General features: G+C 71.4%; 14 protein-coding genes. 9 read left to right on the top strand and 5 right to left on the bottom strand.

What is annotated here, in order from left to right:
* Window positions 1-236 precede the first annotated feature (236 nt).
* The 3 genes from HB370_RS40030 to HB370_RS40020 form a co-directional block, all read right to left on the bottom strand.
* The gene (locus HB370_RS40030; RefSeq protein WP_167513186.1) at window positions 237-692 is read right to left on the bottom strand and encodes a hypothetical protein; all 456 of its coding nucleotides are present in this window, start codon (window positions 690-692) and stop codon (window positions 237-239) included.
* A gap of 303 nt (window positions 693-995) precedes the next feature.
* Complete coding sequence (locus tag HB370_RS40025; protein ID WP_167513185.1) at window positions 996-3,167, bottom strand: TerD family protein; 2,172 nt, start codon at window positions 3,165-3,167, stop codon at window positions 996-998.
* A 123-nt stretch (window positions 3,168-3,290) separates the two neighbouring features.
* Window positions 3,291-4,814, bottom strand: coding sequence for a fatty acid--CoA ligase family protein (locus HB370_RS40020; RefSeq protein WP_244405908.1), 1,524 nt, complete (start codon window positions 4,812-4,814; stop codon window positions 3,291-3,293).
* Window positions 4,815-5,046: 232 nt separating this feature from the next.
* On the opposite strand from HB370_RS40020, the gene HB370_RS40015 reads away from it, so the two are divergent.
* From HB370_RS40015 to HB370_RS40000, 4 genes are read left to right on the top strand one after another with little or no spacing between them, the layout of a single operon-like run.
* Window positions 5,047-6,672, top strand: a complete 1,626-nt coding sequence (locus tag HB370_RS40015) for an NAD(P)-binding domain-containing protein (protein ID WP_167513184.1) — start codon at window positions 5,047-5,049, stop codon at window positions 6,670-6,672.
* Window positions 6,669-7,832: an alpha-hydroxy acid oxidase gene (locus HB370_RS40010; RefSeq protein WP_167513183.1), complete on the top strand. Its 1,164-nt coding sequence runs from the start codon at window positions 6,669-6,671 to the stop codon at window positions 7,830-7,832. The genes HB370_RS40015 and HB370_RS40010 overlap by 4 nt, the downstream gene beginning before the upstream one ends.
* Window positions 7,826-9,286 (top strand): cytochrome P450, encoded by a 1,461-nt coding sequence (locus HB370_RS40005; protein ID WP_167513182.1) that lies wholly within the window; start codon window positions 7,826-7,828, stop codon window positions 9,284-9,286. The genes HB370_RS40010 and HB370_RS40005 overlap by 7 nt, the downstream gene beginning before the upstream one ends.
* 44 nt (window positions 9,287-9,330) lie before the next feature.
* Window positions 9,331-10,608, top strand: a complete 1,278-nt coding sequence (locus HB370_RS40000; protein ID WP_167513181.1) for a cation:proton antiporter — start codon at window positions 9,331-9,333, stop codon at window positions 10,606-10,608.
* A gap of 104 nt (window positions 10,609-10,712) precedes the next feature.
* Here HB370_RS40000 and HB370_RS39995 read toward each other — a convergent pair whose 3' ends face one another.
* Window positions 10,713-10,916 carry a hypothetical protein gene (locus HB370_RS39995; RefSeq protein ID WP_167513180.1) on the bottom strand — a complete coding sequence of 68 codons (204 nt, stop codon included), beginning with the start codon at window positions 10,914-10,916 and terminating at the stop codon, window positions 10,713-10,715.
* Between the two features lie 299 nt (window positions 10,917-11,215).
* On the opposite strand from HB370_RS39995, the gene HB370_RS39990 reads away from it, so the two are divergent.
* Entirely contained in the window at window positions 11,216-11,524 is a 309-nt protein-coding gene (locus HB370_RS39990; protein WP_244405906.1) for a hypothetical protein, read from the top strand.
* Window positions 11,525-11,605: 81 nt separating this feature from the next.
* On the opposite strand, the gene HB370_RS39985 is transcribed toward HB370_RS39990, so the two are convergent.
* Window positions 11,606-13,048, bottom strand: coding sequence for an aldehyde dehydrogenase (locus tag HB370_RS39985; RefSeq protein WP_167513178.1), 1,443 nt, complete (start codon window positions 13,046-13,048; stop codon window positions 11,606-11,608).
* Between the two features lie 499 nt (window positions 13,049-13,547).
* On the opposite strand from HB370_RS39985, the gene HB370_RS39980 reads away from it, so the two are divergent.
* From HB370_RS39980 to HB370_RS39965, 4 genes are all read left to right on the top strand, one after another.
* Window positions 13,548-14,615: an alpha/beta hydrolase gene (locus tag HB370_RS39980; protein ID WP_167513177.1), complete on the top strand. Its 1,068-nt coding sequence runs from the start codon at window positions 13,548-13,550 to the stop codon at window positions 14,613-14,615.
* Window positions 14,616-14,746: 131 nt separating this feature from the next.
* Entirely contained in the window at window positions 14,747-15,604 is an 858-nt protein-coding gene (locus HB370_RS39975) for an alpha/beta hydrolase (protein ID WP_167513176.1), read from the top strand.
* A gap of 51 nt (window positions 15,605-15,655) precedes the next feature.
* Window positions 15,656-16,528: a helix-turn-helix domain-containing protein gene (locus HB370_RS39970; RefSeq protein ID WP_167513175.1), complete on the top strand. Its 873-nt coding sequence runs from the start codon at window positions 15,656-15,658 to the stop codon at window positions 16,526-16,528.
* Between the two features lie 210 nt (window positions 16,529-16,738).
* The gene (locus tag HB370_RS39965; RefSeq protein WP_167513174.1) at window positions 16,739-19,531 is read left to right on the top strand and encodes a LuxR family transcriptional regulator; all 2,793 of its coding nucleotides are present in this window, start codon (window positions 16,739-16,741) and stop codon (window positions 19,529-19,531) included.
* The last annotated feature ends 149 nt before the right edge of the window (window positions 19,532-19,680 follow it).

Raw genomic sequence — 19,680 nt, 5'->3', positions numbered from 1 at the left:
GTGCCACGGCACTCCCATGACACGCAGACTGCAGCCCGCACTGTGCAGGTTGCAGAGTGTGGCTTGCCAACACCACAGACTAGCCAGCTTAGTTGCGCGGTGTGCGACTCGGACACCGAGTCGGCCTCGACGACTCCTCGCCGCACGGTTCGCCGGGCGTTCCGGGCCGCGGCCGTGCTGCGGGGGCGCTGCCGCACAGCTGCCGATTGTCAGCGGGCCACCCGTGATGGAGGACCCTATGTGTCCTCAACCGGCTGGGGGGTGAGGCGTAGTTCGAGTTCCGCGGTAGCCAGCATGCGTGTGATTTCGATCGGGAGGGCGGCGATTTCCCTCCTGACGATCCCGGCCGGGTCGAGCCGGCGTGTCCGCCCATCGGCCCCCGTCGCCTCGATGACGTAACGGTATCCGGTGGATGTGGCGGAGTCGCGTTCCACCTGCCAATGTGCGCCGTGCCGCTGAATCAGGAAGTCGGAGAGGCAACACAGCAGGTCCTCGTGCAGCGCCAGCCAGTCGGGGTGCCCGAATTCATCGAGCGGCGCCCGCGAGACCCAGCCCTGAAGGGCCGGGACGAGACTCATGGGGTCACGGGCATAAGCCTCGGTGGGTACTCCCAGCATGTCCGCTACACCGACGGTGGTCCGGTGTGCCTGCTCGGCCCATTCCTTGATGTCGGGTCGGCTTGCTCTGGGCATATTGTGCGCCTTCTGTCGGATTCTGCTGCCGAGAGCAGGGATGGTACTTCGCCGTCACCTTCGCGGCATGTGTGTCGCGACGGGAGAATCAAGGTCCTCAGGGCCGAACCGCATGTCCCGGCCCGGCCGGTGCGGCAGCGCACGCGTTGCGTGCCGGTGGGGCAACGACTCCGGGCGGCGCACGCGCGGTGAGCGCGGGCGCCGCCCGGAGCGACGTGAAGGCGAGGAAAGCGAAAAGACTTGTTCAGGTGAAGAAGGGAGAAGGAAGCCCTTTCATGGCCTCGCCACGGGCAACGCTAGCACTCAGCCGGGGATCAGGTCGCGTAGATTTTCGACGGTGATGACGCGGGAGTCCGGGTGCAGATGCTCGGGACGTTCGAGACCGATGTAGGTGACGGGCTCGTCCGGGACCGGTCCCCCGTCCCACAGGTCGACTGCCGTGACGCCGTCGGACATCAGGCCGACGAGGTGGCGCACCGTCAGGTACTCGCGCTCCACGACGGCGCGCACCACCGTGGACACCGACGCCTGGTTCTCCTCGACCCGGTTGGCCGACGAGATGCCCCGCAGGTACAGGTGCAGCCACTTCGCCTGCCACCGGCCGTCGTCCTCGCGCCGGAACACCAGGGGCAGCGCCACCCGGCCCGCCCCACGCAGCTCCGACTTCATCCGCACCGTTCGCGGCTCGAACGGCCGGCCCTTCTGCTCCCCCTCACGCAGCATGAAGCCGAAGAAGGACTCCGCGACCTCCTCGAAACCTTCGCCGGCGAAGATGTTGACCTGTGGGGCGATGAAGGTCGCCCGCACCTGGTCCAGGGTCAGGTCGATGAACTCCGAGGCCCCGTCGGGTGCCTCGGTGACATCGCCCGAGTGCCGGCCTCCGACCGCGCCGAGGGAGGTGTACGAGAGCCAGGAGTCGGTGCTGTAGTCGGGGTTGAGCAGCAGGGCCGAGAGGTCGTAGTCGGTTCGCCTCTCGGTCTGTTTCCAGTACACGAAGAAGCGCAGCCGCTCGCCGTCGACCGCCGCGACCGTACCGCGCGGCAGCACGCCGAGCCCGGCCGGGGCCGCCCTGCCGCTGAGCGGGAGCGCCACGTCGAGGATGTCGGGGTCCAGCAGCAGCCGGCCGGGCGCGGGGAGTCTGCGGCGTATCTCGGTGTCGAGAGCGGCGATCAGACGGTCTCGGTCGGCGGCCGGAACCGGGGGCCGCGTGTCGGGAGTGACCCACCCGCGGCCCCGGCGGTCGACGAAGATGCGGGGCCTGCCGCTCTCCCGCTCCCGGTTGAGGAAGTGCTCACGGACCGCGAGCACGACCCGGCCGGAGACCTCGGGAGCGGCCCGCACCGCGGCGTCCACCACGGCGTCACGCTCGTCCTGGCCGTCGGCGACCCGCAGCAGGACGTCCAGCGCCCGGAACAGCTTGCCGGGCGCGGACGACAGCAGACGCACGGCACCCATGACATCGGACGCGGCGAGCAGTTGCCCGGCACGGCTGTCGAAGGAGCGCGCCTCCTTGTCGCCCCGTGCCACGGCGAACACCTCGGCCGCGTGCGGCCAGCGCGGGTACTCGTGCGGGTGCAGACGCTCGCCCAGCCGTTTGAACTGCTCGCGGTAGGCGGGTACGTCGGCCAGCTTGGCGGGGTTCGCCGCGACCACGGCGTCAAGGCCCGCGAGCAGCGCACGGCGGACCGCCCGCGGCAGCGCGCGGAACCGGGTCGGTTCCCGCAGCGTCACGTCGCCGCCCGAGAGGGCGCAGGCAAGTCGCAGCACGTCGACGACGGTGTCCAGCAGGAGGTCGGTGCCGGCGGTGAGACGGGCCGCGTTGACGACCGCCCGGTTCTCCCGGACCGGGATCGACTCCGGCTGGGGGCCGTGAGCGCACCGCTCGGCGAGGGTCTCGAGGTCGCTCAGGTGCTCCTCGGCCAGTGGCGTCGGGCTGCCCGCCAAGGCCAGGTACAGGTCGGTGAGTTCGTCGTCCAGGTCCCGTCCGAGGTGCAGCACGGTCACCCGGTCGCCCGCCGAGGCGACCAGTTCGTCCTGTGCCGCGAGCATTTCCTCGTAGGTGTGCTGGTAGCGGCCGTAAGCGGGCAGACTGAGCAAGTCCAGTGCCCCGTCCGCCAGTTGGCTCCGTACGTTCTCGCGCGCCCCTTCGTCGCCGAGGGCCGCCACCAGGCACCGCGTCCAGAATTCCTCGGTGTCCGGCACGTTCGCCGGGAAGTCGATGAAGTACGCGTTGTGCCTGACGTGGTCTCCCGCCATCTCGCTCACGGTGCGCAGCACCCGCTTGGCGGTGTGCACGACGGCGGGCTCGGACATTCCGGAGAGCCGCTCCAGCAGTTGCGCCGAGAGTTTGAAGCCGACGGACATCAACGCCGCGTCGAACTGCCGTGCGGCGGCGGCGCCTTCACCGGCAGATCCCCTGGGGAAGGGAACGCGGTGCGTGTGCCGGATGACCAGTGCTGCGAGACCGTGCGTCATGCACGGATGTTCGCAGAGCCACGGTAACCGACGCATCGGAGTTTCCGTTCCCTGCCCCCGCACACATCGGGCACCGGGTGTGAGGGACGGCCGCCGGGACACGTCCAGGTGAACCGCGTCCGGTCAGCGAGGCTCCGGCAAGGTACGCAGTGCCGCCTTGTCCGGTTTGCCGCTCGGGGCCACGGGCACCTCGGTGATGGTGACGACACGGGCCGGGGCGGCGGCCTCCCCCAGTTCCCGGGCCACCAGTTCGCGCAGGTCGTCCGGGGCCGGTACGGCCCCGGGGTGCGGGATCACGAAGGCGTGGATCGCCTCGCCGGTGCGGTCGTCCGGGACTCCGACGACGTACGCCTGGTCGATGTCCGGGTGGGAGGCCAGGACCCGCTCTATGGGGCCCGCGTAGTGGACGACGGCGTTGACGATGACGATGTCGCGCGTGCGCCCGGACAACCGCAGGTACCCCCGCGCGTCGAGCCGGCCGAGATCCCGGGTGCGGACCCAGCCGTCCCGCAGGACCTCCGCGGTCTCCCGGGGGTCCTCCCAGTAGCCGCAGAACGCGTCCGACAGCCGGACCCACACCTCGCCCGTCCGGCCGGCGGGGAGGTCTCGTCCACCGGGATCCCGCACGGTCATCTCGACGGTGTCCAGTGGGCGCCCGACGCTGTCGGCGAGGCCGGGATCGGCTGCGAGTTCCTCGGGTTCGAGGACGGTCAGCATGCCCGTCTCCGTCTGGCCGTAGGCGTGGTGGACCACCGGTCCGAGCAGCGCGGCCGCCTCGGTCAGCCGGTGCGGGGCGAGCGGGGAGCCCGCCACGACGAGGGCGCGCAGGCTGCTGGTGTCGACGGCCCTGTCACGGACGGCATCGAGGATGCCGTACAGGCGCGGCACCGTCGTCATGCAGGCGCTGATGCGGTGCTCGGCGAAGACCTCGGGGAACCGCGGGGGCTGGTCCGGGATGACGGCGGTGCCTCCGCCCAGCAGCGACAGACACATGTGCTCGAACATGACGGCGCTGCTGAGCGTGCCGAAGAGCAGGAAGCGCGCGTACCGTGCCGCGAGGCGCCGGGTGCGGTCGGTCCAGCGGCCGGGTTGCAGGGACCAGTCCTCCGACAGGGCGCCGTAGGTCACCATCGTGCCCTTGGGCCGGCCGGTGCTGCCGCTGGTGAGGTGGATGACGCCGATGCCGTCGCGGTCGCCCCGGGCGGTGAGGTCCTCGGGGCCGGGCGTGACGGGTGCCGAGGGCCGTACCAGCCCGCCGGTGTCCAGCAGCGGTATCCCGCCCGCTTCGGCGGCCAGCGCCGGCCGGCTCGCGGCGTCGTCCGTCACCACGGCGCTGATTCCGCGGGCGAGGATGTCGCGCAGGTGCTCGCGGGTCAGCCCGGGGCGCAGCGCCACCACCTGGCAGCCGACGACATGGGCGGCGACGCGGACGGCGAACGCCTCGGGCGTGACGCCGGTGTCGAGAACCACCCGGGATCCGGCGGTCAGGCCCGCACCGCGCAGGCCTCTCACGAACCCGGCGATCAGCACGAGCACCTGCCCCCGGGTGACCGCGCGCCCCCGGTACTCGAAAGCGGGCAGGCCGGGAGCGTCGCGGAAGGCGTCGACGAGCGCTTGCGGAAAGACTCCCCCGGGCTTTTCGTCCACTTCGTCTCCACTCTGGGCCGGTAACCGACGAAAAGGCAGTGTGAATGACTGGAAAACGACCACGGGCGGCGCGTTCGACACTTCGGACCGCCCATCACCTTCACGTTAGCCGAAGAAGGAAATGCGCCACCCCCAGTATCATGTGACCTAGATCACATGTCACGGGGGGTGGCTCCATGCTTTAACCGTCAAGTACCGTCTTTCCCGCCCCCACGGAAGGCAGGAGAAGGCCGTGTCTGATTCAGGACAGGTTGACTATCTCGTCATCGGCGCCGGCCCCGCAGGACTCCAGGCCGGGTACTTCCTCCAAAAGAGCGGCAGAGACTATCTCATCGTGGAAGAGAGCGACGCTCCTGGCGCTTTCTTCACCCGCTTCCCCAGACACCGGACCCTTATTTCCTCCAATAAGGTGCACACCGGTTGGAGCGATCCCGAGATGCGTCTGCGCGTCGACTGGAACTCCTTGCTCTCGGACGAGGGTCCGCTGTTCACCGCTTACTCCCCACGCTATTTCCCCCCGGCCGACGACATGGTCCGCTACCTCGGGGACTTCGCCCGGACACACGAGTTGCGCATCCGCCACAACACCCGTATCGCCCGCGTCTCCCGGCCCGACGGCGGCCTCTTCGAGGCGACCGACGAGAATGGCAACGTTGTCCGGGCCCGGCGCGTCATCGTCGCCACCGGTGTCTCGCGGCCGTACGTGCCGCCCATCGAGGGCGCCGCGGAAGCGGAGCACTACGACCAGGTGTCCGTCGATCCCGCCGAATTCACCGACAAGCGGGTACTGATCATCGGGCGGGGCAATTCCGCCTTCGAGACCGCAGACCATCTCATCGAGACCGCGGCCGTCATCCACGTAGCCGGACCCGGATCGCTCAAGCTCGCCTGGCGGACGCATTTCGTCGGGCATCTGCGGGCCGTGAACAACAACTTCCTGGACACCTATCAGCTCAAGTCCCAGAACGCCGTACTGGACGGCGACATTCTCCGTATAGCACGGAATCCCGACGGCACCTATGTCGTGAGTGTTAAATTCTCACGCGTCGCGGAAGTGGTGAAGGACATCCCGTACGACCGGGTCATCCTGGCCACCGGATTCCGCTTCGACGCCTCGATCTTCGACGACGACTGCCGTCCCGACCTCGTCATCAAGGACCGCTTCCCGCAGCTCACCGACGCCTGGGAATCCGTGAACGTGCCCGATCTGTATTTCGCCGGCACCATCACCCAGTCCCTGGACTTCAAGAAGTCGACCAGCGGATTCATCCACGGGTTCCGGTACGGCGTGAAGGCTCTGCACCGCATCCTCGAACGCCGCTACCACGACCGGGACTGGCCGCACACCGTCCTGCCCGCCGCCGCGGGCCCCGTGGCCGACGCGGTCATCGAGCGGGTCAACCGGACCTCGGCCCTGTGGCAACTGTTCGGCTTCCTCGGTGACGCGCTGCTGGTCGGCACCGACGGGACGGTCCGCCACTGCGAGGAGATCCCGGTGGCACACCTGCACCATGCAGCCGCCCGCGGCGAGTTCGGCGAGCCGGCCTCCTACTTCACCGTCACGCTGGAGTACGGCGCCGACCACGACCAGGTCGATCCCTTCGACATCACCGTCAGCAGGACACCCCAGCAGGACACCAGCGGCCTCGACGCACGCTACCTGCACCCCGTGGTGCGGCAGTTCCTGCCCGACGGCACCGGCAAGCCGGTCGCCGAGCACCACATCACGGAGAACCTGGAGAACGAGTGGGACAACCCCGACGTCCATGTCGGCCCGCTGCGCTCCTTCCTCGCGTCCCGGCTGTCCGCCGGGGACGACCTCCCGGCCGGCGAGGACATCGCCGCGCCCCGGGCATGACCGGCTCGCAGGCCGGCCCGCCGCACGATCCGGCCGGGTCGGCGCGCGCGAAACTCCGTCCCGAGCACTACGACTACTTCGCCGGCGGCGCGGGCGAGGAGACGGCGCTCAGGGAGAACGAGGACGCCTTCGGCCGGCTGGCCCTGCTCCCCCGGGTGCTGCGCGGCGGTGGCGACCGGGACACCCGGGTGAGCGTGCTGGGCCGGGACTGGCCGGCGCCGCTCTTCGTCTCGCCCACCGCCTTCCACCGCCTCGCCCACTCCGACGGCGAACCGGCCACCGCACGCGCCGCCGCCGCGGCCGGCGTTCCGCTGGTCACCGGCATGGCGGCCACCACCGCCGTCGCGGATGTCGTCGCCGCGGCCCGCGAGGCGGACCCGGGGGCGGTGGTCTGGTTCCAGCTGTATCTGCAGCCGGAGCCCGAGGTCACCGCCGAGCTGGTGCTCCGGGCCGAACGGGCAGGCTGCTCCGCCCTGGTCGTCACCGTCGACTCACCCGTCTTCGGCAGGCGCACCCGGGACCTGCGCAACGGTTTCCACGACCTGCCGCCCGGTCTCGCGGCCGAGAACATGCGGGACCTGCCCGGTGTGCCACCCGGCGCCACCCGCGACATCGCCATGTGGCCGGCCGGCTGGGACGACCTGGCACGGCTGCGCGAGCTGACCGACCTGCCCCTCGTCCTCAAGGGCGTGCTGCACCCCGAGGACGCGCGTGTGGCCGTCGACCGGGGCGTGGACGCGTTGGTCGTGTCCAATCACGGGGGGCGGCAGCTCGATGCCGCTCCGGCATCGGTCGAGGCGCTCCCGGCCGTGGCCGAGGCCGTCGCCGGACGGGTGCCCGTCCTGCTGGACGGGGGAGTGCGCCGGGGCACCGACATCGCCCTGGCCCTCACCCTCGGAGCCCGAGCCGTCGGTGTGGGCCGGCCCGTGCTGTGGGCCCTGGCCACGGGCGGCGAGGACGGCGTACGGCAGGCGCTGACGGCGTTGCGCGATGACTTCGAGCAGGTGCTCGCCCTGTGCGGCGGGCACCGGCCGCAGGACCTGACGGCCGACCAGGTCGTCCCGCGCGGGCTGCCGTACCCGCCGTACGGTCCCACGGCCGGGCAGGGAACCCCGCGCGGCCTTCCGTACCGGCCCCGGAGGGGAGGGCGTCCATGGTGAGCAGGAGAACCGCGGTGGCGCTGGCGGCGGGCGGGGCACTGCTGCTGTCGTCCCCGTCCTGGCTGCCCGGCAAGGTCGTCGCCCTCCGCACGAAGGTCTTCGCCCGCGTCAACGGCGACGAAGGCATGCTCCTCCCCAACGACACGTTCGGCCCCGACCGTTTCCAGGAGGTCTACGGCCACCCGTCCGCCGGGGGCCGCAGCAAGGGCGCGGCACTGTCCGACTTGTTCTGGTACTGGCTGGCGCCCGGCGCCGACGTCCACCAGGAACACCTGGAGGCCGGACCCCGCTACGACGAGGTCGCCCGCCGGACGCTCGCGCTCCTCTCCGGACCGTCGGCGGAGCTGTACGAAGCCGCCGCACGGCACACCCGGCAGGTCCTGGACGCGGCGGACACGGGCCGCGTGCGCGCCGTACGGCTGCGCGATCTGATGATGCCGGTGTGGGCCGAGTTCTTCTACGGGCTGGTCTTCGAAGAGCCCTGCCCGGCCGAGGCCCGGCGGCTGATCGTCGCCCACGCCGAGGACGTCGTCAACGCCCTCAAATGCACCCGTCCACGCCGCATGCGCCGCAGGAACCGGCTCACCCGCTACCTGCTGCGGCGCCTGGCGGCCGGGGACGTACCGCACGCGCTGCCCGCCGGACTGACCCGCCGGCAGCAGGCCCACTACCTCCAGGGCACCTTCTTCAACACCGCCGTCGTGCAGATGTCCGAGGCGATGGCCCACCTCCTGCTGGCCCTGGCCCAGCACCCGGACGTACAGGAGCGGGTGGCGGCCGCCCCCGACGACGACCGCTACCTGACCCAGGTCATGAACGAGACCTTCCGTCTCTACCCGCTGTTCGGAGTGGCCCACCGGATCACCACCGCGGACATCACCCTCGACGGCCTGCCCACGATCCCGGCGGGCTCCGTCCTGACCTTCAGCTACCCCGACTACCACGCCACCGGCTACGCCGACCCCGAACGCTTCGATCCCGAACGCTGGTCGACGCTCTCCGCGAGGAACGCCCACCACATCCCCTTCGGTGTCGCCGCCAACCGGCCCTGCCCCGCCTGGCGTCTCGCACCGGTCGTCATGCGTGCCGCGACCCGCGAGGTGCTGGCCCGGTACGTGCTCGACTCCCCCGTCGGCCACACCCGCTCCATCCCGCACCGCGCTCCGTGCCTGCTCCTTCCCCGGGACCGGCCGGTGCCCGACCGTCTGCGCCACGTCCTGCGCACGGCGCTGACCGTCCGCGACCGCGCCGAGGACGTCGGACGCAGCCTGCTGCAACTGCTCTTCGGCACCTGGATGGTGCTCGACGCCCGCCGCACCAGGCCCGCCGCGACGTACTTCGCCCGGTACGACACCGAGGGGCGTCCGCTGGACGGCCCCCACGCCCCGCCCGGCCACACGGCGGGGCCCGAACAGGCCACTGCCGCCTGCCCGTTCACCGGCCGCGGTGCCTGACGGCGGCAACACCCCCCATACGTCTCCTCGTCAAGGAGTCACCGTTGTCGACCACCGAGTTGGGCCCGGCGTTCTTCCTCGCCGTGGCCGTCATCCTCACCGCGTGCCGCCTCGTCAGCCGGCTGCTGCGCCCGCTCGGCCAGCCACCCGTCGTCGGCGAGATGGTCGCCGGCGTGGCCCTCGGTCCCTCCGTGCTCGGCCTCCTCTCGCCCGGTCTGGAGGAGGCCGTGTTCCCGGACGAGATCCGTCCCGTGCTGTACGTGGCGGGGCAGGTCGGCCTCGTCGTCTTCATGTTCCTGTCCGGTTACGAGTTCCGCACCGACCGGCTGCGGTCGGTGGGCCGTACGGCGGTTCCCGTCTCGGCGGCCGGCATCGTCGTGCCGCTCCTCCTGGGCACCGCACTGGCCTGGGCGGCGCACGACGCGGTGGACCTCTACCCGGACGGGATCTCCCCCTCGGTGGGCGCGCTGTTCGTCGGTGTCACCGTGGCCATCACCGCCTTCCCGATGATGGCCCGGATCATCACCGAGCGGGGCCTGACGAAGACCCGCTTCGGTGCGGTCTCCCTGGCCGCCGGCGCGCTGGACGACGCCGTCGCGTGGGTCCTGCTGGCCGGGGTGCTCAGCATGGCGGGCAGTGGTGCGGGGACCTTCCTGCGCGCGATCATCGGCACGGCCGGGCTCGCCGTGTTCCTCGGGATCTTCCTCCGCGTACGGCCCAGCGCTCTCGAACGGGCCCGGCGCCTGAGCGGGGAACAGATGCTGCTGGTCACCGTTCTGCTGCTGTTCCTCGCCGCGTGGTACACCGACCGCATCGGCCTGTACGCCGTGTTCGGCGCCTTCAGCCTCGGTGTCGTCTTCCCCCGTGACCCGGTGGTGACCCGCGCGGTGGAGGCCGTCGCGCCGGTGAGCCGGATCGTGTTCCTGCCCCTGTTCTTCGCCTACTCCGGGCTCAACACGGACTTCACCCTGCTGTCCGACGGCAAGCTGCTGTTGTTCACGGGGGTCTGTGTCGCGGTGGCGATCATCAGCAAGTTCGGTGCCTGCTGGGCCACGGCGCGGCTGCTGGGTGAGCCGCAGGCCGTCGCCGTCCGCGTCGGCACGCTGATGAACGCACGGGGTCTGATGCAGCTCATCGCCATCAACGTGGGCCTGTCCGCGGGCATCGCGTCCCCCGCGCTCTTCGGCGTCCTCGTGATCGTCGCCCTGGTGACCACGGTGATGACGGCCCCGCTGCTGGCCCTGCTGGACCACCGGGACCGGAGCCGACGGCCCGAGGAGGCGCCCTTGGCCGGGGTGACGCCGACCAGGAGAGAACCATGACATCGGCCAAGGATCCGGTCGCCCGTCCCTTCGCTGTCCGGCCGGTGAGGGCCCTGCGATGGCGCGCGTGGCGTTTTCCGGGTCACAGGCCCAGGCTTCTCGGGTTACAGGCCCAGGTCGAGGGCCAGGCACGAGTAGTACTTCCAGGTGCCGGCCGGGTCGTAGGAGGCGCGCGTGCCGTCGCTCGGACCTACCTCCACCCCCTCGGTCATCTCCTCGAAGCGGATGCGCTCGGGCAGTCTGCCGTAGCGCGCGTGCCGGGCCGCCGCTGCGGCCGCGTCGACGGTGGGTTCCTGGTTGACGGCCATGGTCCACTTCCTCGCTCGTGGATGGCGTCCCCTGTCAGCCCGGGGACGACTCCAGCCTGAACCCTTGCGCGTCACCTGTCAAGCCGGTGACGCTTCCTCGTGACACACAACCCTGATGACACGTTCCACGGTGTGGCCGGATCGGCCCTGCTCGACACATGCTTCAATGTGCAATGATCTGTGGCGGTCATATGCCGATCCCCTCGTGCCGACGCGCATTCGCGGCGGCACGCAGACGAAGGGTGGGTCACATGTTTCTCCCCAGGACGAAAATCCGTAGCGCAGCCGTTGCCGCCACCTTGGCCGCGACCCTGATCGGCCTCGGTGCCGGCGAGGCCGGGGCCGCCGGCTGGCCTCCCCTTCAGGAGGGCGGTTACCTGTACGCGGGCGGCAACGGAACCGGCACGGTGACGACGGTCGACCTCGACGACTTCGGCACGTGTCACACTCCGTCGGAGCCGTCCCTGTCCATCCAGGTCGTCTCCGGCTCCAGCTCCGTGGTGGTCTACTCCGGGACCGGCTGCACCGGTTACGCCTGGGGCAGCGGCTCGCTGGCGCAGTCGAACCTTCCATGGGCGGCGCTCAGCTACCGGGTGGTCCCGGCGTAACAGACACGTGTGTTCCGTTCACACCCGACGGCGGCAGGTGGGCAGGCCATCTGCCGCCGTCGGCGGTTCGGTTCCCGGGGGTCAGACGGTGATGGTCTTGTACTCGGTGTAGGTTCCGATGCCGACCGCGCCGTACTCGCGGCCGATTCCGCTGGCCTTGAAGCCGCCGAACGGCCCGTCGAAGGCGACGGAGGCACCGTTGACGGTGACGGTGCCGGTGCGGACGCGGCGGGCCACGGCCAGGGCGCGCTCCTCGTCGGCGGACCAGACACCGCCGGAGAGGCCGTACTCGGAGTCGTTGGCGATGCGCACCGCGTCGTCCTCGTCGTCGTAGGCGATGACGACCAGGACCGGGCCGAAGATCTCCTCCCGCGCGATCCGCATGGAGTTGTCGACGTCGGCGAAGACGGTGGGCGTGACGTAGTTGCCCTTCTCCAGACCCTCGGGGATCTGCGGCCCGCCGGTGACCAGGCGGGCGCCTTCCTCGATGCCGAGCCGGATGTAGTCGCGCACGCGCTCCTGCTGGTCCGGGCGGATCATCGGGCCGATGAAGGTCTCGGGGTCGCCGGGATCACCGACCTTCAGCGATTCCACCAGCTCCTTCAGCGCGGTCACGACCTCTTCGTACCGGCTGCGGGGAGCCAGGATGCGGGTCTGCGCGATGCACGACTCGCCGTTGTTGAGGAGGGAGCCGAACTTCAGGCCCGCGACCGCCTTGCCGAGGTCCGCGTCCGGCAGGATGACGGCCGCGGACTTGCCGCCCAGCTCCAGGCTCACCCGCTTCAGCTGCTCGCCCGCGATCGAGGCGATGCGACGGCCGGCGCGTGTCGAGCCGGTGAAGGCGATCTTGTCGACATCTTTGTGGGACACGAGGTACTCGCTGGTCTCCCGGTCCGCGGGCAGCACGCTGAGCACCCCCTCGGGCAGGCCCACCTGCTCCAGCAGCTCGGCCAGGAAGCCCATGCTCGGCGAGTTCTCCGGAGACACCTTGAGGATCACGGAGTTCCCGGTGACCAGGGCCGGGATGATCTTCGAGGTGGCCGACGAGAAGGGCGAGTTCCACGGGATGACCGCGGCCACGACGCCGATCGCCTCCCGGCGTACCACGCTGCGCACCGGGGAGGCCGGGTCGGAGGGGGCCAGTGTCTCTTCCCAGGCGAACTCCTCCGCCGCCTTCAGGTAGGCGTTGGCCTGGCGGGTCAGGCCGGGCTGCCCGGCGCGGGTGAACCAGCCCGCCGAGCCGTTCTCCATAGAGATCAGCTCCGCGATCTTCTCCGCGTTCTCCTCGCGCAGGGCGTTGAACCGGCGCAGGACGGCGATCCGCTCGGCCGGCGGGGTCAGCCGCCACCCGCCCTCGTCGAAGGACTTCCGGGCGGCGGCGACCGCGCGGTCGATGTCCGCGGGCCGCGCCTGGGCGGCGCGGGCGATCACCGACTGGTCGTGCGGCGACACGATGTCGAGCAACCGCGGGTCGCTCGGCTCGACCCAGCGACCTCCGATGTAGAGCCGGTCGTAGGTGATCATGCACTTCCCTCTTCCGTCTGGCGCGGGTTCAGGGGTGGCCGGGACTCCCACCCAACTGCCACTTGAATGTAGCACTTAGTTTGTTAATCGACTCATCAGCGTGGTGGCAGGCTTGCATTCCTCCTCGCCGCGGTGAAGTTGCTTCAGTCGGACGACTGCATCCCTCCCCGGCGGGCGTGACGCACGACCCAATCGCCGCGCGGGCACACGTGTCACCCGGTCCCGTCACACCGTCATACGGCTGATGCGCCCGGATCCGTCGCGGACGAGAGTGTGGGCGGCCGGTCCGGGCCGCGGGGCGAAGGCTTCCGAGCCTCCAGCCCGTACACGGCCGCCTCCAGTTCCACCACCGACGAGAAGCGCGTCACCTGCTTGACTGGTGACGCATCGCGTGCAAGGGTCATCACGCCGCAAGGAGCAGTGACCCCGCGCCGCCGGGGTGGGCGACGAGGCTCCCGGCACGGAAGGGTCACCGGCCACGCACGACGAAGGGTTTCGAATGATCAACAGGCGTACTTTCAGCAAGGCCGTCGGCCTGGGCACCGGCGCGGCCGCCATGGCACTGACCGGAGTGCAGAGCCAGGCGTCCGCCACGACCGCCGCGCGGCAGCCGGGAGGCGGGGCGGCTCCCACCGTGCCCACCATCACCCCCGGCACCCACACCGCCTTCCCCACGCTGAAGCACGTCAAGGCGGGCGTGCTGGACGTCGGTTACGCCGAACTCGGGCCCCACCACGGCCCGGTCGTCATCTGCCTGCACGGCTGGCCCTACGACATCCACAGCTACGTCGACGTCGCCCCGCTCCTCGCCGCCCTGGGCTACCGCGTCATCGTCCCCTACCTGCGCGGCCACGGCACCACACGGTTCCTGTCCGGCCGCACGCCCCGCACCGCCGAGCAGTCCGCGATCGCCCTCGACATCATCGCCCTGATGGACGCGCTGAAAATCCGCGAAGCGGTTCTGGCCGGCTTCGACTGGGGCTCGCGCACCGCCGACATCATCGCCGCCCTGTGGCCCGACCGCGTCAAGGCGCTGGTCTCCACCAGCGGTTACGTCATCACCGACCGCAAGGCGCAGCTGGAGCCGGCCGCTCCCGCCGTCGAGCACAACTGGTGGTACCAGTGGTACTTCGCCACCGAGCGCGGCAAGAAGGCGATGGAGAATCCCGACGAGCGTCTCGCCCTGTGCCGCTATGTGTGGACCCTCGTCTCCCCGAACTGGGACTTCGACGACGCCACCTACCAGCGCACCGCCCAGGCCTTCCTCAACCCGGACTACGCCGCCATCGTCCTCTTCAACTACCGCTGGCGCATCGGCCTCGTCGACGGCGAGCCCCGCTACGACCGTTACGAGCAGCGGCTCTCCGCCCAGCCCTCCATCGGCGTCCCCACCATCACGCTGGACCCGGCCCTGGACCCCTTCACCCCGCCCGGGGGCGGCTCCGCCTACCGCAGCCACTTCACCGGCCCCTACGAGCACCGGACCATCGCGGACATCGGCCACAACCTGCCGCAGGAGGCACCCACCGTCTTCGCGCAGGCGGTCGTCGACGCCGCCCACCTGTAGCGAATCCCAGACCTGTCGTCACCATCAGGACTGGTGACGGACGAGTCTGCATCGCGTCACAAAGTCAGGGCGGTGATGAATCCGGCGCAGCCGGTCCGCCCGCTTCCGGAACATCCGAAAAGAGGTCTGTCGTGGTGAGCATCAAGGGTGGGCGCAATCGAGTGGTGACGAGGGCGGTCTCCACACTCACGGCGGGACTCGCGCTCTGCGCGTTCGCCCTGAGCGGGACCGCCGACGGGGCGACCGGCGCCGAGGCCGCCGCCGGCGGACCGCGCGTCCAGCCGACCGTCGTCCTGGAACACGGGGCCTTCGCCGACGGCTCCGGCTGGAACGGTGTCATCGCCGACCTGCGCGCCGACGGCTACCCCGTCGTCGCCGCCGCCAACCCGCTGCGCGGCCCGGCCTCCGACGCCGCCGCCCTGCGTACGGTCCTCGACCACATCAAGGGCCCCAAGATCCTCGTCGGCCACTCCTACGGCGGCAACGTCATCAGCGAGGCCGCCGCAGGCGACCCCGACGTCAAGGCGCTGGTCTACGTCGCCGCCTTCCTCCCGGCCCCCGGGGAGACCGCGCTGGAACTCACCGAGAAGTTCCCGGGCTCCACGCTCCCCGACGCCCTGGACCCGGTCGCCTACCGGCAGGCCGACGGCACCACCGTCACCGACCTGTACATCCGGCAGGACGAGTTCCGCCACCAGTTCGCCGCCGACGTGCCCGCGGGGCAGGCCGCTCTCATGGCCGCCGGGCAGCGCCCGATCGCCCAGGCCGCCTTGGAGGAGAAGGCCACCGTCGCCGCCTGGCAGACCAAGCCCAGCTGGGACGTCGTCACCACCGAGGACCTGAACATACCGGCCGCCGCCCAGCGTTTCATGGCCGCGCGCGCCCACGCCCACACCATCGAGGTGGCCGCCTCGCACTCCGTGGCCGTCTCCCACCCCCACCTCGTCGCGGACGTCGTCGAGCGAGCCGCCCGCGCCACCGCGCGTTGATCCGCCCCGGCGTCGTCGTGTCCCGACGGCTGACATGTGATGGTGAATGACATGAACTCCCATACGTACCTCGGTGGGTTCCTCAAAGCCCGCCGGGCGCAGTTGACACCGCGGGAGTGCGGACTGCCGGACGCGGGATCCGGCCGTAGGGTCGCCGGGTTGCGCCGTGAGGAGGTCGCCCGGCTCGCCGCGATCAGCGTGGACTACTACACCCGCCTCGAACAGGGCCGCGTCCGCGCGTCCGCCCCCGTCCTGGCCACCCTCACCCGCGCCCTCCGCCTCGACGAGGACCAGCAGAGTTACCTGTACGAGCTGGCCGGCCGGAGCGACGACCGCCCACGCCGCCGGCCGCCCGCCCAACGGCTACGGCCCGCCATGCGCCGTCTGCTCGACCAGCTCACCCATACCCCTGCCCTGGTGCTCGGCAAGCGCCTGGACGTCCTGGCCTGGAACCAGGCGGCGGTCGCGCTCTACACGGACTTCTCGGCCGTCCCTCCCGACCGCCGCAACTACGTGTACCTGCTGTTCTCCGACCCGGCCGTCCGCGGCATGCACCGGGACTGGGAGCACGACGCCCGCGACGCCCTCGCCGCCCTGCGCAGGGAAGCCGCGGCCGACCCGGACGATCCCCACCTGGCCCGCCTCGTCGGCGAACTGGCCGTCCAGGATCCCGACTTCGGCCCGTGGTGGGCGGAACACCGCGTCGTCACGACCGCCTACGGCACCAAGCGATACCGTCACCCCCTCGTCGGCGATCTCACCCTCGACTGCGACACCTGGGCCAGCCCCGACGGCTCGGGACAGCGTCTGATGGTCCTGACCGCCGAGCCGGGCAGCCCCTCCCACGACGCCCTGCGCATCCTCAGCTCCTGGACCGCGCGGCAGCCCGCCCGGAACACGGCGGAGGGCGGGGCTCCTCGGTAGCCCGGTCACCGCGGCGCCGGACGGGCTGCCCCCATCCGCGTACGAGCCCGGGCCGCCGTACGCGACCAGGTCGGCGAGCGGCCGAGGTGCTGCTCCTGGCGTCCTCTAGACTGCGGTGATCGCATGGGGGTGCACGGATCCTGGGGGCGGGAACAGCCAGGCCGGCGCAGGGCACCGGGCCTCCGTACGTCGGCCGTTGGAGGCAGCCCGATGACTGACCCGGACTCGACCGTCTGCCCGGCCACGCCACGGCTGGTCGGACGCGACGCGGACCTGGCGTTCATCCACTCCTTCTTCGGCAACACCGAGGTCCACGGTGCGGCCCTGCTGCTGTCGGGCGAGGCCGGGGTGGGCAAGAGCGCGGTCCTCGACGCGGTGGCGGCAGGCGCCGTGCGCAACGGCGTCCGGGTACTGCGCGCGGCCGGTGTGCAGTTCGAGGCGGACATCAGCTACGCGGGTCTCAACCAGCTCCTCGTACCGCTCTTCGACGAACTGGACGTCCTGGACAACCCGCACCGCGACGCCCTGCGGGTCGCCGTCGGCATCGGCGGCGGGCCCGCTCCCGACCGCCTGCTGACCTCCACCGCGGTCCTCCTGCTGCTGCGGCTGACAGCCGCCGAGACGCCGCTGCTGCTCGTCGTGGACGACCTGCCGTGGCTGGACCGGGCGACCAACGCCGTGCTCGGTTTCGTGGCACGGCGGCTCGTCGGCAGCCGTATCGGCTTCCTCGCGGCCTCCCGTGCGGGCTCCGACAGCTTCTTCGAGGCCGGTGGACTGACCGAGCACCGGCTGGCGCCGCTCGACGACGCGGCGTCGGCCGAGCTGCTCGCCCTGGCCCACCCCGATGTCTCCCCCGCGGTCAGGCGCCGTATCGCCGCCGAGGCACGCGGCAACCCGCTGGCGCTGGTGGAGCTGCCCGTGGCGCTCTCCGCCGAGCAGCGGGCGACCCTCGCCGCGGTGCCCACCGTGCTGCCCCTGACCGAGCGCCTGCAGGCCATGTTCGCCTCGCGCGTGGCCGGACTGCCCGAACGCAGCCGGGAGCTGTTGCTGATCGCCGCCCTCGACGGCACCGGTGAGCTGGCCACGATCGAGGCGGCCGCGGCCGGCCGGGCCGCCATCGACGATCTGGCCCCCGCCGAACGCAGCCGGCTGGTGACGGTGTCGGCGGACAACCGGCGGCTGTCCTTCCGGCACCCGCTGATCGGCTCCGCGGTGGTCGAGCTGGCCACCGCCTCCGAACGCAGAAGGACTCACCAGGCGCTCGCCGCTGTGCTCGGTGGCCAGTTGGAGCGGCGGGCCTGGCATCTGGGAGAGGCTGCCCTGGGTCCGGACGCGACGGTCGCGGCCCTGCTGGAGGAGGCGGCGCGGCGCCGGCTTCGCCGCGGGGACGCGCTCGGGGCGGTGACGGCGCTGACCCGGGCCGCCGGGCTCAGCCCCACCGCGGCCGACGCGAGCCGGCGGCTGGCCGAGGCGGCGTACGTGGGCGTGGACTCCAGCGGTGAACTGGAGGACGCCTCGCGTCTGCTGGCGGGAGCCCGGCTGGCCCATCCCGGTACCGGGCGGCAGTCGCTGCACGCGGCGGCCGCCTCCGCGTTCCTGCTGATCAACCGGGACGGCGACATCGACACCGCCTACCGGCTGCTGGTCGGGGCGATCGAGTCCGGTGACCACGGCTACGACGCCTCCGACGAGGCCCTCGTCGAGGCCCTGCACCTGATGGTGCTGCTGTGCTGGTACGGCGGTGAGCCCGCGCTGTGGCAGCCACTGCTGACGTTCGTGGACCGCCTCACCCCCGAACCGCCGGAGCTGTTGTGGGTCATCGTGCGGACCTTCGCCGACCCGGCGCGCACAGGTCCCTCCGCGCTGCCCCGGCTGAAGGAGCTGATCGCCACCGTCGGGGACGATCCCACCCGGGTGATCCGCGTCGGCACCGCCTCGGTCTTCGCCGACCGGCTCGGGGACTTCCGGTTCGCCACCCGCCGGCTGGTGGAGCAGGGCCGCGCCGGCACCTCGCCGGTGCGCCGGCATCTGGGCGCGCTGATGCACCTGGGCCTGGACTACTTCCACCTGGGCCGCTGGGACGACGCCGCGGAGCTGGCCGCCGAGGGGCTCGCCCTGTGCACGGACCACGACTACCGGTTCTTCGCGTGGTACTTCCAGTACGTGCGGGCGGCCGTGGCCGCGGCGCGGGGCGACGCGGAGACCGCCGCCGCGCTGACCGAGGAGATCGTCCGGTGGGCCACACCCCGCGGGGTTCATGGCGCGCGGTTCTTCGCCTGCCACGCCAGGGCGCTGGCCGCTGTCGGCAGCGGTGACTTCGAGACCGCCTACCGGCACGCCCGCGCGCTCAGCCCGCCCGGGACCGTGGCCCCCTACGTGCCGATCGCCATGTGGGGCACGATGGACCTGGTCGAGGCGGCTCTGCGGACCGGACGGGAGCAGGAGGCGGCCGCCCACGCGGCGGCGATGCGCGCGTCCGCGATGGCCGAGTTGTCGCCCCGCCTGGAACTGCTGGTCGTGGCCTGCGAGGCGCTGACGACCCCCGGCGAGGAGTCCGTCGCCCTGTTCGAGCGGGCACTGGCCCTGCCGGGGCCGGAGCGCTGGCCCTTCGACGCCGCCCGGGTCCGCCTCTTCCACGGCGAACGGCTGCGGCGGCTGCGTGCCACCACGGAGGCCAGGGAGCAGCTGAGCCTCGCCATGGATGCCTTCCAGCGGCTGGGCGCCAAGCCCTGGGTGACGCGTGCGGCGGCCGAGCTGCGGGCGAGCGGCATGTCCGCGCCGGCCTCCGCGCGGCCGGGGCCCGTGACCCTGACCGCCCAGGAACTCCAGATCGCCACGCTCGCGGCGACGGGGCTGACGAACAAGCAGATCGCGGAGCGGCTGTTCCTGTCCCATCGGACCATCGGCACGCACCTCTACCAGATCTATCCCAAACTGGGCATCAGTTCCCGTGCCGCGTTGCGGGACGCGCTCTCCGGACTGGACCTCGACCGGGAGGAGTGACGAGGGGCGGGGAGCTCTGACGGCACGGGCGTTCGCTCAGTCATTTGACGTATGCCGGGCTCATGGGCCCCGCGCACAGTGGACGCCGGAGCGGCTCTGGAGCCTTCTCCCGCGCGGCCGTCCCGGGAGCCGCCGACGGCGACGCGAAA

The organism is Streptomyces sp. DSM 40868 (assembly GCF_011820545.1).
Taxonomy (GTDB): domain Bacteria; phylum Actinomycetota; class Actinomycetes; order Streptomycetales; family Streptomycetaceae; genus Streptomyces; species Streptomyces eurythermus.
Note: the sequence above shows the minus strand (reverse complement) of the source record. Positions and strands in the feature narration are given on the sequence as shown.